Below are 14,950 nucleotides of genomic sequence, written 5' to 3'. Positions count from 1 at the left end.
TTCAGATAATCTCCAGTTGATGGGCGATGTGGATCAGGTTGGCGCGATTGCTGGCGGCCAGTTTTTTTCTCATCGCTTCGAGGTGGTACTCCACCCCTCTTACTGTCAGGTGCAGTTGTTCGGCAATCTGGTGGTTGTGCAAGCCCCGGGCGGTCAGTGCCAAGACCCCTAATGCCGTAGTGGTGAAGACCCGCCCTTGACGGTAGGGGTTAAACCGCTCCCGTCCCAGGCGGAACAGGTTCATCTGGGCCACCTCCAGAGTGCCGCCGAGGTGCTCGGTATCGATGTTGGTGTCGCTGAGCAGCGTAAAGCGTCCGGCCCAGGAGTGGCAGTCGGTCTGAATCAGCGGCCAGCTCAATACCTGGCGGATACCATGGCTGTGAAACAGGCGCCCGGCCTTGGTGGCATCCGGATCCAGACCATAGCAATAGGGTTGATGCAGCTGCAAGGCGGCGGCAAAGTTGGAATCCGATGTCGCGACCCGGCTCACGTAGTGCTGGTGCAACTGTCGAATCGTTGGCGACGAACACAGCACCCCTTGAGCCCGCCTCAGGGTGTGGGGGGTAAACAGGTTGCTGCGGCAGTTACTGTGGTAGTTGTCGTAGGCGCAGTGGGCTACTCCCTGAAACCAGAACCCGAGCACACCGTGGCGGAAGATGGCCGGCTTGATGGTATCCAGTACCTGTTGCCACGGGGGGGGAGTCCCGGTTATCCGGGAGGGTGACTGCGCGAGAGAGGTGTTCATCGACCGGTCCGAATGCCTGTTCAGGAAGAGGGAATACCGGGACTGTACTCAGGAGTGTCGTTGGGGGTAAAGGCCTTTGGCGCGGATCTTCAGGGCGCACAACAAAAGCGCAATTTCATTATGTAGGAAACGGAATTTTGACGTGATTTTGATGTCCCGCGAGTTAGAATCGGAGCGGCCTATGGATGGCTTGCCGATCCAGTGCCGCCTGCAGGGCGTCGATGATCCCCCTCTTCGGAAAGGGGCGCTGATCCATCACTTGGCGGTGTGGCAAGGTTGCTCGGATTTTTTGATTATCCATTTGAAAATGGGTGTGTAAGGTGCCCCTTTGATGGTGTTGGAGGCCAGGGGGTTAACCCTCGTAAGCCCGCTTGAATGCTGCCGGCGTTTTTCCGGTGTGGCGCTTGAAGTACTTGATGAAGTGAGTGGTGTCCTCAAATCCCAACTCAAAGGCCGCCTGCTGAACCGAGAGTCCGTCCATGGCCAGTTTGCGTTTTATCTCCAGGATAATCCGAAAATCGATTAACTGTTTGGCCGTGTGGCCACAGCAAGTTTTGCATAGCTGATTCAGGCATTTGTAACTGCTGTGCATCAGCTGGGCATACTGGCTCGCCTCCCGGATTTCGGTGAAATGCCTATCCACCAAGCGCAGAAACTCACCGAAACGCTCTTTCTGTTGTTCACTCAGGTGGATAAGGTGGCTCTCCCTCTGCTTGGCCAGCTTGATCAACATGGCTGACAGCAGCAGTTGCACAATGACGCCGCTGTCCGGCCCTTCGTTCATGGCTCGCTTCATCTCAGTCAGCATTGCCTTGCAGCTTTCGTTCAACTCCGAATTGAGATGGAGTACTGGAAAAGCGCTCAGGCTTTGATGCACAGGGACAAAATAGGAGGTACGGATGTTGGCGGAACTGGCGGAGAAGAACTCTCTGGTCATCAGAACCAGCTTCCCCCTGATCTTCTGCTTAACGTCGAACGCATGTATCTGCGATTTGTTGAGAAAGATGATGCAGTCTGATTCATAGGGGTAGGAGTGGAAATCGATATAGTGTTGCCCCTCTCCCTGTTCCACAAAGATCAGACAGAAGTGACTGACCCTGTGTGGCTCGTAAGGGTTGGCGCCATCATCGCAGATACTCTGGAGAAACTCCTCAAGGTCCAGTATATCCATGCCCGTCTCGCGAAGCTTAGGGCTGTCGTAGGTGATATTGGGAATGTCGTCGATTTTATCCATTTATAGGGCTTCTCAAGAGGGTTTGCCCCCGTGACTGCGCAGAAGTCTGAAGGCGTCTTGTGGAAAAAGAGGCATCAGCCCTTAATGGCCGACACCTCTCGGAGCAGAGTACCTTAGAGGTGCACTTGTTTCATCTTAGTCGCTCGTGCGTCATAGTCCTCGGTATGACACCCCTGACAGGCATCGGAGGGTCTCAGCCAAGGCTGACTGTACACGCCATCCTCTGAGTAGTGGTGGTCATCCTCAGAGGGGGCAGAGATGTCCACCTTGAACAGGTGTGACTGGCTGGGCATGTGACAGTTTGTGCACTCGGTGCTGCCGTGTACCATGGCAGCCATGCCGTTACCGCTCTCGGCGTTGGCAAATTCCATCTGGTGACAGTCCGTGCAGGCTTTCTTCAGGCCGCCTTCGTGTCCGGGCTTATCCCTGAAGTGGGTAGACATATGGCTCTCGTGGCAGGTGTTGCAGTGCATGTTCCGTTTCTTGCCTTCTGCGACTCCTGTTTCCGGGTTATAGCCCATCATGGTATCGGCGGCAATACGGCCACCTCGGCCGCCCAGGCCCCCAGTCCCTTTGAGAACCAGGCCTCCGATGGCATCACCGCCAAACTCTTCGGTATAGTCGGTCAGGTACTCGGGATAGGACTTATCACCGGCGTGGGTATGGCATTCAACGCAGGCAACCGGCTTGCCGAAGGCCTGGTCGTCAGCCTTCATGTCCGCTGAGGTACGAGCTTTGGCCAGGCGGGTAATGTTGTCGCTGGACGGGGCCTTGATGTGGTCGCTACCCGCACCGTGGCAGGATTCACACTGAACCCCGGTTTGTTCGAAAGTTCCCAGGATTCCCTCCAGGCCATCCTGATGATTGGGGTTGCGAACATCGCCCTCCTCGGAGGTGAAGTCCTTCCAGCCGGTGGTGTGGCAACGGCCGCAGTAGAAGGGGGCCCGATCCGGCCCCAGGTTATCGCCCCATGACCACATCTCATAGACGTAACCATTGTCATCGAGTTTGCCGATCACCTTGTCACCGGAGTAACGGTATCCATCGAGATCCAGCCACATAACCTGTTTCTTGTAGCCACCAATCACGTAGGAAACATCGTCATAACTGGTGGGGGCGCCACCTGGGTTGACGACGCCCTCCAGCATATCCAAGGCACCGATGATGTTGGTGAAGGGGTATTCTGGCATCTCGCCATCGATCACCTGGTTGAGCTTGAAGGGGTGGCCGGACTCAAGGAAGGCCTCCTTGTCGCTGTGACAGCCCAGGCAGGCCTGAGTGCCCACATAGCTCAGTTGGGCCACGGGCTCGGCTGCGATTGCGACGGTGACGGTGGATCTCGCTTCACCACCCCGACCATCGCTCATCTCGTAGGCCAGCTTGGCTTCACCGGCTTTTTCGGGCTCAAAGAGGATCTTATTGTCTTCGATGGAGACTCTACCGCTTCCGATCACTAGATCGACGCGGGTCAGGGTCAGTGGATCGCCATCGGGATCGCTGTCGTTGGCCAGGACGTCGATGGCCAGCTGAGTGCCAACGGTGGCCTCGGCGGTGTTCGGTTGTGCTATGGGAGCGGCATTCTCCGGCGGAGGAGTACCCGAGCGGTTGTCATCGCTGCCACAACCAGCAAGCAAGCTGATCAGTATCGCGGCTGTCAGCGTCTGTATGGGCGTGTTGGGCGCGTGGGGTTTCATCATCATCATTTCCTTGTAATAGGTGACACAACGCTTCGTTTGACCTTAGGGCCGAAACGAACTGAGTTGTGCATTATTAAAAGTACTGATGGACTCGATCATGAAACAGGTCGGCAAGGTTCTGATAATTGCCTTTAGCACACCGGGTTCTTGGAGTGTGATCGGAGCACGCCCTCTCTTTCTTCTGGGTTTGCGGTTCGCCTGAAGTGGTTTCTTCCACTGGGCAAAGGGGGGCTGGTCGGCGCGATGAGTGGGGCTGAACTGAGGCGGGAATATTCGCCGTTCCAAGCAGAATTACCACTACAATGAAGGAATAGCATCGACAGAGAGATTGGAATGGAACTGCACTGGATCTGGGAGTGGGTGGGGTATGCGGCCTCCATCGTGGTGGCGGTATCCCTGATGATGGCCGACATAAAGAAGTTGCGCTGGTGGAATCTGCTGGGGGCGGCACTGTTTGTTATTTATGGCTGGGCCATTGGCGCCTATCCGGTGATGTTGGTGAATGCCTTTATTGTGGTGATTGACATCTACTACCTGTTGAAGCTCTATCGTCATGAGGCGGAGGAGGCCAGCTGAGCCTCAGCCTTCGTGCTCTCGTTTGAAGGCCGCCGGGGTTTTGCCCGTATGGCGCTTAAAGTACTTGATGAAGTGGGTGATGTCTTCAAAGCCCATCTCGAAGGCGGCATCCTGTACCGACAGCCCATCCATGGCCAGTTTGCGTTTTATCTCCAGAATGATCCGGAAATCGATCAGCTGTTTGGCAGTATGACCGCAGCAGGCTTTACATAGCTGGTTCAGGCATTTGTAGCTGATATGCATCAACTGGGCATACTGACTGGCCTCCCTGATCTCGGTGAAATGCTCATCCACCAGGCGCAGGAACTCTCCGTAACGATCCTTCTGCTGTTCACTCAAGTGGGCGAGATGGCCCTCTCTCTGTTTGGCCAACTTGAGCATCATGGCTGACAGCAGCAGCTGCACAATGACGCGGCTGTCCGGTCCCTCGTTCAAGGCTCGTGTCATCTCGCTCAACATCGCCCTGGTGCTTTCGTTCAGAGCGCCGGAGAGGTGGAGTATTGGGAAGGCGCTCAGGGTTTGATGTGCTGGTACAAAATAGGAGGTGCGAATGTTGGCGGCGCCGGCGGCGAAGAACTCCCGAGTCATCAGCACCAGCTTGCCTTTGATTTTGTTCTCTCTGTTGAATGTATGGATTTGATATTTATTAAGAAATATGACGCAGCCAGGTTTGTAGGGGTAGGAGTGAAAATCGATATAGTGCTCCCCCTCCCCCTGCTCCACAAAAATAAGACAGAAATGACTGATCCTATGAGGCTGGTAGGGATTGGCCCCATGGTTACAGAGATCCTGAAGAAATGCCTCCAGATCCAGTATGTCCATGCCTGTATCACGAAGCTGAGGGCTGTCATAGGTGATGCTGGGGATGTCGTCGACTTTATCCATTTGTAAGCCTTATCAATAGGATCCGGTAAAGATGACTGCGTTGGGGTCAAGGGCTTCGTTGTGAAAAAAGAGGTGTCAGCTTAAACAGTTGACACCTCTTAGAGCAGAGTGCCTTAAAGGTGTACTCGTCTCATCCAGCGGTTGTCGGCGTTTTCATAGGCGCATTGGCCGCATTGGGGTTCATCATCATTTCCCTGCAATAGGTAACACGGCGGCACCACTGCCCAGGTTGGTCAACGGGTGCCAGGTTGTGCACTTGGGAAAATAATGGTGAACCTAATGATGAAACAGGTCGAAAAAGGCCCGAAAATTGCCGTTAAGGTACCGTGTGACGGGAATGTGATCGCCAGCGTCGAAAACGGGGGTTTTTGAATCTTCGGAAATGTCAGAGGGTGCCCGAGAGAGGGATGAGGGTCCTCGTCCGTTAACGTTCATTATCTCGCTTAAAGGCCGCAGGCGTTTGGCCGGTTAAGCGTTTGAAGTATTTGTTCAGATAGGTGGTGTCTTCAAAACTGAGATCCGAGGCGGTTTCCTGAGTCGATAGGCCATCCAGAACCAGCTTACGCTTTATTTCCAGAACCGTGCGAAAATCGATCAGCTGTTTGGCGGTCTGGCCACAACAGGCCTTGCACAACTGGTTGAGGCTTTTATAGCTGATGTGCATCCACTGCGTGTATTGGTTGGCTTCCCGGGTCTCGAGGTAGTGCTGCTCCACCAAGGTAAGGAACTGACCGAAACGCTCTTTCTGCTGTTCGCTCAGATGGGCCAGGTGGCTCTGTCGTTGACGCCCCAGCTTAACCAATAAGGCGATAAACAGTAGCTGTACCACCAGGTCATCATCGGCGCCCTCTTTCTGGGCCAGCCTTACTTCCTCCAGAAGGGTGTGGCAGCTCTGATCCAGCTGAGGAGACAGCTGCAGAACCGGTGAAGATGCTCGGTTCAGGTGAGTGGGAATGAAGTAGGAGGTGCGGATGTTGGCGGCACTGGAGGCAAAAAAGGATGGGGTCATGTTGATCATCTTTCCCTGCGGCCGGTCATCGGGGTCGAAGGCATGCACCTGATTGGGGTTGATGAAGATGACGCTGCCGGAGTGGTAAGGGTAGCGTTGGAAATCAATAAAATGCTCTCCCTTACCTTCGGTAATGTAGAGGAAGCAGAAATAGTTCACCCTGTGGGGCTGGTAAGGGTCGAAGTGGTAGCGTTCCAGCCTCGCCCGGAATAGATCAAGGTCCAGTATTTCAATGCCTGACTCCTCTATCGAAGGGGGGCGATAGCTGATGTCGGGAATATGGTCGCCGCTGTCCACGATGTCTCCTAAGGCTATGTACTGGGTAATGATGACAGGTTCGGGGGGAAGTGCCAGAGCGGGCAAAAATTAGCCAGCGACGAGTTGCCGCTGGCTGACAGGGATTACAGGTGAATCTTGCCTATTCGAGTGGCACGTTCATCATAGTCATCCTCGTGACAACCGGAGCAGCTGTCGTAGGCGCGAAGCCATGGTTTCACGTAGTCGCCGTCCGCCGAGAAGTGCCTTGGATCGTCCTTGGTGCCCTCGAGGTCGATCTTGAACATGTGCGAATTCCCGGGCATGTGGCAATCGATGCATTTGGCGGTGAATTCGTGGGCGGCGGAAGCGATGTCACTGCCCGAAGCGTTGGCGAACTCCTTGGTATGGCAATCGCTGCAGTCGCGCGCCATGGCGCCTTCGTGGCCGGGTTTATCCTGATTGACTTTGGATTTATGCGGGTTGTGACAGGTCGAGCAGGTGAAGCCTCCCTTTTTACCCATGGCGATGCCGGTGTCAGGATCGGTGCCCAGCAGTTCTGTCGCGGCTTGACGGCCACCTCGGCCGTCCCGGCGACCTTCGGGGCCGAAACCCGTCATCACTTTCAGGCGTGCCTCCAGGCTGTCGCCGCCAAACTCCTGGTTATGAGGGGACACGTAGTCTGGATAGCGTCGCACGGCATCATCAGTGCTATGACACTCGGCGCAGGCGATGGGCTTACCGAAGCCCATGTCCTGTGCCAGGTAGTCGTCGGTGGATCGGGGTTCGGCGATCTTGACGATGTTGTGCTTGGACGGGCTCTGGATGTGGGCCCTGCCAGCGCCGTGACAGGCTTCGCACTGGATCCCTGTCAGGGCAAAGGTGCCACCCATGCCCGGCATGTCGTCCTGTCGGTTCAGGTTGCGGTGATCACCACTGCCTTCGGTGTAGTCCTTCCAGCCGGTGGTGTGGCAGCGACCGCAATAATCGAAGCCATGGGAGTCAGGTGTATCATTGGCGCTATAAGGAAACGCATAGGGCACCTGCCCGCCTTTGGGGGCGACACCCACACCCGCCTTATCGCCGGACAGGATATAGCCATTGTTATCGATAAACATGGCACTGCGCATGTAGCCGCCGATGACGTAGCTGATGTCTGCCCAACTGCTGGGGTTGCCCAGAGTGTTGTCTACGTCCAGCAAGTCCAGCGCCCCTGAAATCGAAGTGAAGGGGTAGAGGGGCTCCTGATCGCCATCGACCTTGGTTAGCTTGAAGTTGTGGCCGGTTTCCAGATAGGTTTTTTTATCGGTGTGACAGGAGAGGCAGGCCTGGGATCCCACATAGGAGAGCTCTTGGGCACTGACCACCACGGTGACCGTGGATTCCGCCTGGCCGCCGTTGCCGTCGGAGATGGCGTAGCTGAGGATGGTGGTGCCCACCTCAACTGGGTCAAACAGTACCTGATTGTTGTGGACGGAGGCAGAACCCAGCCCCTTCAGGAGGATCACCGTCTCCAGGGTCAGGTTATGGCCATCGGCATCGCTGTCGTTGGCCAGGGCATCGATAAGGGTCTTGCTACCCATGGTGGCACTGGCTTCCACCGGGTTGGCGACCGGTGCGGTGTTACCCGGTTCGGTAGGGGTGCTGCTGTCGCTATCGCTATCGCTGCCACAAGCGCTCAGCAGGCTGAGCAGCATGGCGGCGGTGAGGGTTTTTAGGGGCAAACCGGCCCCATAGAGTTTCATCATCATCATTTCCCTTTAGTAGGTGACACAGTCGGCGTCCCGGGTATGGGAGAGCCCGAAGCGCAATAAGTTGTGCACCTGTGAAAGTAATGCCGAACCCCGGTTCAACATAGGTAAGAAAAGTCCTGAAACTGGCGATTTTTGTACCTGATTCACAGACTGTGATCCGGACCGATGATGTACGGCTGGAATGAGAATGATTTGGTCTGGTGAAGCTGATTAGTGTTTCTGATCAAGGGGTTGGTGGTGAAAATGTCCGTAACTCAGAAAGTGGTGCGTTTGCCTGGCGACGTCCGATGACAGCAACATGCTGGTGTGGCTAACCGGAAGCACGATGTGATCGCTCATGCCGTCGATGCGGGTTTCATCGACGGTAACGGTGCCGTCGTTGGGGGTATCGCTGAGGTTGAGCAGGAGATTGCCCATACCGATGCCGGCATCACCGGCCAGGCTGCCAAGAGGTGTGTCGGCCTCGTAGCCTCGATACCCTGAGGGCATCAGGCCATGTTCATGGGCGTTGCCCAGCAGCCTCAGCAGATTCCACTTCTGCAACTGCCGTGTCACTCTGGCCCCCTGATGAGGCGATCCCAGAGTGATCAGCCGGGATCCTGGCGGTAGGGAGCGCTGTTCGGCGTATTGGCGAATCAGCACGCCCCCCAGGCTGTGTCCCAGCAGGTAGATGGGTTGGCCAGGGCGCCAACGCTGATCCAAGCGCCGAAACAGCCTTTCCGGATCAATGGCCAGGCTGTTGTAACTGAAACCGTCCACCTGCCAGCCCCGATTGCGCATCAGGGCGGCGAGGGGACGCATGATGGTGTGGTGCATGTAGAGCCCATGAAGCATCACCAGCTGCATTGGTCTCTCCCCAATCTAGATCACGAGCAATCAGGGTACGCTAGTTTTTGCGCTTTTGGATCATGCTCAGGGTTTCACCCTTGGGCTTGTTGCCATAGAAGTTGTTGTAGTTGAGCAGATCGATCTGGTTAACACCAGTAACCGGACAGCGGCGCTCCTTCTTCATGATGGCACTGTCTTTGATGCGCTTTGCGTTAGCGTCATAGCAGTGAGTAGCCGAGATATTGACCCCGGACGCGGGGCCCGGGTTGCCACCGCCACCGCCTCCGGTGGCCAAAGCGGTGGAGCTGAAGAACAGGGCAACCAAGGTAAACAGTAACGTCTTCATGGTGGATCTCCATTTTTTTGTACTCATTACTCAGAGTAGACCGGGTTAACCGAATTTTTGTCACAGGCAGTTGGTTTTTTGTAATCGATAAAAACGAATACCTACATTCAATGTAATTGCTTTTGTATTTTAAGGCTGGCATCCATAATTGGTTTTAGCGATTAAGGAGGGGGTTATGTGGCACGGCCTCTACGAGTGGATTGAAAGGCGCTATGGCGCAAAGGAGCAACACCATGACACAGCATCTGACCGCACAAAATGGCGCACCCATTGCTGATGATCAAAATAGCCTGACTGCCGGACGACGCGGCCCGGTTGGCCTACAGGACTGGCACTTAATTGAAAAGCTCGCACATTTTAACCGCGAGCGGATTCCAGAGCGGGTGGTTCATGCCAAGGGCAGTGGTGCTTACGGCACCTTTACCCTGACTCAGGATCTGTCTCGGTACACCCTGGCGGAGCACTTTAATGAGGTGGGCAAACAGACCGAGGTGGTGGTGCGTTTCTCCACCGTTGGTGGCGAGGCTGGCAGTGCCGATGCCGAACGGGATCCTCGTGGGTTTGCGGTGCGTTTCTATACCAAAAACGGTAACCATGACATTGTTGGTAACAATACTCCGGTATTTTTCCTGCGGGATGGCATCAAGTTCCCGGACTTTATCCATACTCAGAAGCGCAATCCCATTACCAACCTCAAAGACCCGCAGGCGATGTGGGACTTCTGGTCGCTGAATCCGGAGGCACTGCATCAGGTCACCATTTTGATGTCGGACCGTGGTATTCCGCTGAACTATCGCCATATGAATGGCTATGGCTCTCATACTTTCTCGTTGTGGAACAAACAGGGGGAGCGGTTCTGGGTTAAGTTCCACTTTAAGACCCAACAGGGGGTAAGAAACCTGTCCAATGCCGAAGCGGACACCCTGAAAGGGATCGACCCGGACCATGCCCAGCGGGATCTGTACGGGGCGATTGAGGATGGTCAGGCGCCCAAGTGGACCCTGTATCTGCAGGTCATGCCGGAGAGGGACGCCGACAGCTATGGCATCAATCCGTTTGATTTGACCAAGGTCTGGCCTCACAGCGATTACCCGCTGATTGAAGCCGGGGTGCTGGAGCTGAACCGTAATCCACAAAACTACTTCAACGAGATTGAACAAGCGGCCTTTGCCCCCTCCAACCTGGTTCCCGGTGTGGGAGCGTCGCCGGACAAAATGTTGCAGGCACGGTTGTTCGCCTATGCCGATGCCCAGCGCTATCGCATTGGGGGTAACTACAACCAGTTGCCGGTGAACTGTCCCCATGCGGCTCAGCCCAATCATTATCAGCGCGCCGGAGCGATGGCCGGGGGCGGATGCCCTTACCACGGTGCCCAGCAGGAGTCCGGGGTGAACTACGGCCCCAATACCCAGCAGGGGCCGGAGCAGAAGCCACAGTATGCCGAGCCGCCACTGGCCGTGGAGGGCAATCTGGATCGTTTTGATCGCTTCGAGGAGGAGAACGTCGAGCAGGCCGGAAACCTGTACCGGCTGATGAGCGACACTCAGCGCCAGGCTCTGGCAGACACCATTGCCGCCACGTTGTCTCAGGTGACTGCACCGGTACAGCAGAGGATGCTGGCGCAGTTTGCCGGTGCCGATGCCGAGTACGCCGAGCGGGTTGCACAGGCCATCGAGGCGGTGCGAGGCTAGCAACTTCGGCGTGACAGCGAGCAATCACTGTCACCCTGAAGCTGGAAAAATGTGAGCCGGGTCTCTTGTTTCGCCAAGGTGGACGCTGTTAGTCTTCTTGGGCTGCGGGAGACCCGCTCTTTGTTTTCAGGTAGAGATGATGTCATTAACCATCACTTTTATCGCTCGATTTTGCCAGCCTCAATGGCATGGAGAGCGGTAACATAGATCGCTAACCACGCCATTGGGGCTAATTGAACCGACACCAACCGGGTCGGGATTCAATTGGCAAGGTGGTGTGTGCAACCTGACGCAGTCCTTCCTCTTCTCTCCCTGACCCGTTGTAACTCCACTTTTTTGCACCGGGAATACCATTTTGAAAAGCAAGCTTTTAGGCGCAACACTGATCGTTGCCGGCACCAGTATTGGCGCGGGTATGCTGGCCCTGCCCATTGCCGTGTCCCACATCGGGTTCTGGCCCGCCATGGTACTGATGATTCTGATCTGGGGATTGTCAGGCTACACCGCACTGCTGTTGACCGAAGCCAACCTGAGGGTAGGCAGCGGCCTGAACTTCCACGGCATGGCCGGAAAAGCGCTGGGGCCCTGGGGGCAGGTGATCTGTTCTGCCAGCTTTCTGGCTCTGCTGTACGCCTTGACGGCCGCTTATCTGACCGGCGGTGCCTCATTGGTGATGCTCAAGGCGCAATCCTTGTTGTCACTGCCCCTGGACAGTACTCCGGCCACATTGATCTTTGCCTGTACTCTGGGGCTGGTGGCGGCATTTGGAGTCAAGTATGTGGATCTGCTGACCCGGGGCCTGTTCAGCCTGAAGATGGTGGCGCTGGTGATCCTGGTGGCGATGCTGCTGCCGCAGAGTGAGCCGGCGAACCTGGCGCTGAACCTGGAGACCACCCTGGGCAACAGCCACTACCTGATTGCAGCGCTGCCTCTGATCTTCACCTCCTTTGGTTTCCATGTCTGCATTCCGCCGCTGGTGAAATACCTCGACGGCGATGTCGGCCAGTTGCGTAAAGCGTTTCTGTTGGGCAGTGCTTTGCCGCTGCTGTGCTACAGCTTGTGGCTGCTGTCGGTATTCGGCCCGATGGGGGTGTCTCAGCTGCAAACCCTGGCCGAGGGCGACAGCCTGGCCAACCTGGTCACGGCCATGACTCAGATCACCGGCTCAAGTCGGGTGGGCACCCTGGTGACCCTGTTTGCGGATCTGGCCTTGGTCACCTCCTTCATCGGCGTGACCCTGAGCTTGTTTGAGTATCTGGCGGAACTGCGTGGCCGTCGCAATGGCAAGATCAGTACCTGGCTGATCACCTTTGTGCCGCCGCTGACTCTGGCCCTGGCGATGCCGGAAGGGTTCATTGCGGTTCTTGGTTTTGCCGCCATTCCGCTGGCGGTGTTGATCGTGTTTCTTCCGGTAGCCATGGCCATCAAGTTGCGCCAGCCTGGACAAGGTGGCTATCAGGTGAGTGGTGGTAAGCCGGCTCTGGCGCTGGTGACCGTGCTGGGAACGGTGATCGTGGCGGCACAGCTGGCCTGACGACGCCGCATGCCAGGGGTTTAGTCACAAAAACGTTGCCAGGTGAACGGCCTGGCGGTGAAATTGCATCATGATGTTACGGTGAGGTTATGCCCCTCGCTGGCTTGTGATACAGTGACTTGGAACACAGAACAGCCGCCTTTTCAGGGCGGCTTTTCTAAACCCCATAAGGAATCTCCGCTCACCTTTCCCCAGAGACGGAGTCTGAAAAGGATCATAACGATGAAATCTTGGTTAACTGCGGCCATGGTCGTATTGCCGCTGACGGCGATGGCCGATGAAGGGATGTGGCAGCCTTATCAAATTCCCGCTCTGGAAGACAAGCTGACGGAGATGGGCCTGGAAATTGACGCCAAGACCATGTCGGATCTGGGTGCTTTCCCGATGAACGCCATCATCAACTTCGGTGGTTGTACCGCCTCCTTTGTTTCCCCCGATGGCCTGGTGGTCACCAACCACCACTGTGGTTACGGTGCCATTCAGTACCACTCCACTCCGGAAGACAACATTCTCGAGAACGGCTTCCTGGCCAAGACCAAAGCGGAAGAGAAGGAACCGGTTCCTGGCTACAAGATCTGGGCCACCGAGTCGATGGTGGACGTGACCGATAAGGTCCTGGCCGGAACGCAGGGCGCCGACAATGGCGAAGCGTATTACAGCACCATCGAAACCAACACCAAGGCGCTGGTTGCCGAGTGTGAGGTGAGCAAAGACTACCGCTGTGACGTTTACAACTTTCACCGCGGCGCCCAGTACTTCCTGATCAAGGAGCTGGAGATTCGCGATGTGCGCCTGGTGTACACCCCCTCCATGTCCGTGGGCAAGTACGGTGGTGACATCGATAACTGGATGTGGCCTCGTCACACCGGTGACTTCTCCTTCTTCCGCGCCTATGTTGGCAAGGACGGCCGTCCGGCGGACTACAGCGAAGACAACGTGCCGTTCCAGCCGGAGCGGTTCCTGAAGGTCTCCGCCAAGGGTGTAGAGAACGGGGACTTTGTGATGGTGGCCGGTTACCCTGGTCGCACCAACCGATACCGCACCGCCGAAGAGGTGCAGACCTACTTCGAAGCCATCTATCCCAAGTCCAAGGTGGCTCGGGAAGCGATCATCGATCTGATCAAGTCGACCTCTGCTGATGGCAGTGAAGCGCGCATCAAGTATGAGAGCACCCTGGCCAGCCTGGCCAACTACGCCAAGAACTTCCAGTCGATGATCGAAGGCTACGCCAAGACCGGCATCCTGGCCAAAAAACAGGGTGAAGAGAAGGCGCTGCTGGACTGGATCAACAGCGACAGCAAGCGGGCCAAGCAATACGGTGACGTGATTAATCAGCTTAATGCGCTGATTGAAGAGGATCACGCCCATCTGGATCGTGACATTATCCTCGGTTACTTGCGCTACAACCAGATGACCAGCATCGCCGCACGTCTGTACCGCTTGTCTCAGGAGAAGCAGAAGCCGGATCTGGAGCGTGAGCCTGGCTATCAGGAGCGTGACTGGGATGGCATCAAAGCGGCCATGCAGCGTGTCGATCGTCGCTACGATGTCGAAGTCGATAAGGCGATTCTGGCACTGCAACTGGGCCAGTACGCCCAGCTGCCAGCTTCCGAGCATCTGGAAGATCTGGACCGGGTGTTCGGCCTGTCGGGCAAGTTTGACGCCGAGGCACTCAGCAGCAAGCTGGACGCCATGTACGCCACCACCGACCTGGGTAAGGCGGACACCCGTCTGGCGTGGCTGGACAAGACGCCGGAAGAGTTCCAGGCCAGCAACGACCCCTTCATCCGTTATGCGGTCGCAACTTACGATGCCAAGATGAAGCGTGAAAAGCAGGCCAAGGATCTGTCCGGTCGCCTGCTGCAGGTGCGTCCCGATTACATGGGCGCGATCATCGCCTACAACGAAAGCCTGGGGCTGCCGGTATACGCCGATGCCAACTCCAGCCTGCGTCTGACCTTTGGTAGCGTGGTACCTTACTCACCTCAGGATGGCCTGGTGGCGGTGCCATTCACCACCCTGGAAGGTCTGGCAGCCAAGGCCTCTGACGAGGCGCCTTTCGATGCTTCTGCCAAGCAGTTGCAGCTGATCAATGACAAGGTCTACGGTCCCTACAAGCAGGAGTCTCTGGGCAGCGTTCCGGTGAACTTCCTGTCCAACCTGGACTCCACCGGTGGCAACTCCGGCTCGCCGACCATGAACGGTCGTGGTGAGCTGGTGGGGCTGCTGTTTGATGGTGTGTATGAGTCCATCACCGCCGACTGGAGCTACAACAACGAACTGAGTCGTTCCATCCACGTCGACAGCCGTTACATGCTGTGGGTGATGAAGTACCTCGACGGTGCCGATAACCTGCTGGCTGAGATGGAAGTGGTGAAGTAATCACTGCGGTGCAA

The 14,950-nt window shown here is 56.3% G+C and carries 12 protein-coding genes; 4 read left to right on the top strand and 8 right to left on the bottom strand.

The window, feature by feature from the left end; genetic code table 11:
• Position 1: 1 nt before the first annotated feature.
• The 3 genes from BLT77_RS09945 to BLT77_RS09935 all read right to left on the bottom strand — a co-directional run bounded on the left by BLT77_RS09945 (position 2) and on the right by BLT77_RS09935 (position 3,676).
• A complete protein-coding gene (locus BLT77_RS09945; RefSeq protein ID WP_090365122.1) occupies positions 2-745 on the bottom strand; it encodes a helix-turn-helix transcriptional regulator in 744 nt (247 codons plus the stop codon).
• 352 nt (positions 746-1,097) lie between these two features.
• Entirely contained in the window at positions 1,098-1,979 is an 882-nt protein-coding gene (locus tag BLT77_RS09940; protein ID WP_090365121.1) for an AraC family transcriptional regulator, read from the bottom strand.
• Between the two features lie 113 nt (positions 1,980-2,092).
• Entirely contained in the window at positions 2,093-3,676 is a 1,584-nt protein-coding gene (locus BLT77_RS09935) for an Ig-like domain-containing protein (RefSeq protein ID WP_090365120.1), read from the bottom strand.
• A gap of 333 nt (positions 3,677-4,009) precedes the next feature.
• Here BLT77_RS09935 and BLT77_RS09930 point away from each other — a divergent pair, with 333 nt between their 5' ends.
• Positions 4,010-4,252: a YgjV family protein gene (locus tag BLT77_RS09930; RefSeq protein ID WP_090365119.1), complete on the top strand. Its 243-nt coding sequence runs from the start codon at positions 4,010-4,012 to the stop codon at positions 4,250-4,252.
• 3 nt (positions 4,253-4,255) lie between these two features.
• Here BLT77_RS09930 and BLT77_RS09925 read toward each other — a convergent pair whose 3' ends face one another.
• The 5 genes from BLT77_RS09925 to BLT77_RS09905 form a co-directional block, all read right to left on the bottom strand.
• A complete protein-coding gene (locus tag BLT77_RS09925; protein WP_090365118.1) occupies positions 4,256-5,137 on the bottom strand; it encodes an AraC family transcriptional regulator in 882 nt (293 codons plus the stop codon).
• Between the two features lie 424 nt (positions 5,138-5,561).
• Complete coding sequence (locus BLT77_RS09920) at positions 5,562-6,443, bottom strand: AraC family transcriptional regulator (RefSeq protein ID WP_090365117.1); 882 nt, start codon at positions 6,441-6,443, stop codon at positions 5,562-5,564.
• 104 nt (positions 6,444-6,547) lie between these two features.
• Complete coding sequence (locus BLT77_RS09915; protein ID WP_090365116.1) at positions 6,548-8,149, bottom strand: Ig-like domain-containing protein; 1,602 nt, start codon at positions 8,147-8,149, stop codon at positions 6,548-6,550.
• Between the two features lie 216 nt (positions 8,150-8,365).
• On the bottom strand, positions 8,366-9,001 hold the full coding sequence (locus BLT77_RS09910; RefSeq protein WP_090365115.1) for an esterase/lipase family protein: 636 nt from the start codon (positions 8,999-9,001) through the stop codon (positions 8,366-8,368).
• 40 nt (positions 9,002-9,041) lie between these two features.
• On the bottom strand, positions 9,042-9,329 hold the full coding sequence (locus tag BLT77_RS09905; protein ID WP_090365114.1) for a hypothetical protein: 288 nt from the start codon (positions 9,327-9,329) through the stop codon (positions 9,042-9,044).
• A 212-nt stretch (positions 9,330-9,541) separates the two neighbouring features.
• On the opposite strand from BLT77_RS09905, the gene BLT77_RS09900 reads away from it, so the two are divergent.
• From BLT77_RS09900 to BLT77_RS09890, 3 genes are all read left to right on the top strand, one after another.
• Complete coding sequence (locus BLT77_RS09900) at positions 9,542-11,020, top strand: catalase (RefSeq protein WP_176819268.1); 1,479 nt, start codon at positions 9,542-9,544, stop codon at positions 11,018-11,020.
• Positions 11,021-11,375: 355 nt separating this feature from the next.
• Complete coding sequence (locus tag BLT77_RS09895) at positions 11,376-12,554, top strand: amino acid permease (protein WP_090365112.1); 1,179 nt, start codon at positions 11,376-11,378, stop codon at positions 12,552-12,554.
• 222 nt (positions 12,555-12,776) lie between these two features.
• Positions 12,777-14,936, top strand: a complete 2,160-nt coding sequence (locus tag BLT77_RS09890) for a S46 family peptidase (protein WP_090365111.1) — start codon at positions 12,777-12,779, stop codon at positions 14,934-14,936.
• Positions 14,937-14,950: the final 14 nt, after the last annotated feature.

Origin of the sequence: Ferrimonas sediminum, from assembly GCF_900100175.1 — a bacterium.
Classification (GTDB): domain Bacteria; phylum Pseudomonadota; class Gammaproteobacteria; order Enterobacterales; family Shewanellaceae; genus Ferrimonas; species Ferrimonas sediminum.
Note: the sequence above shows the minus strand (reverse complement) of the source record. Positions and strands in the feature narration are given on the sequence as shown.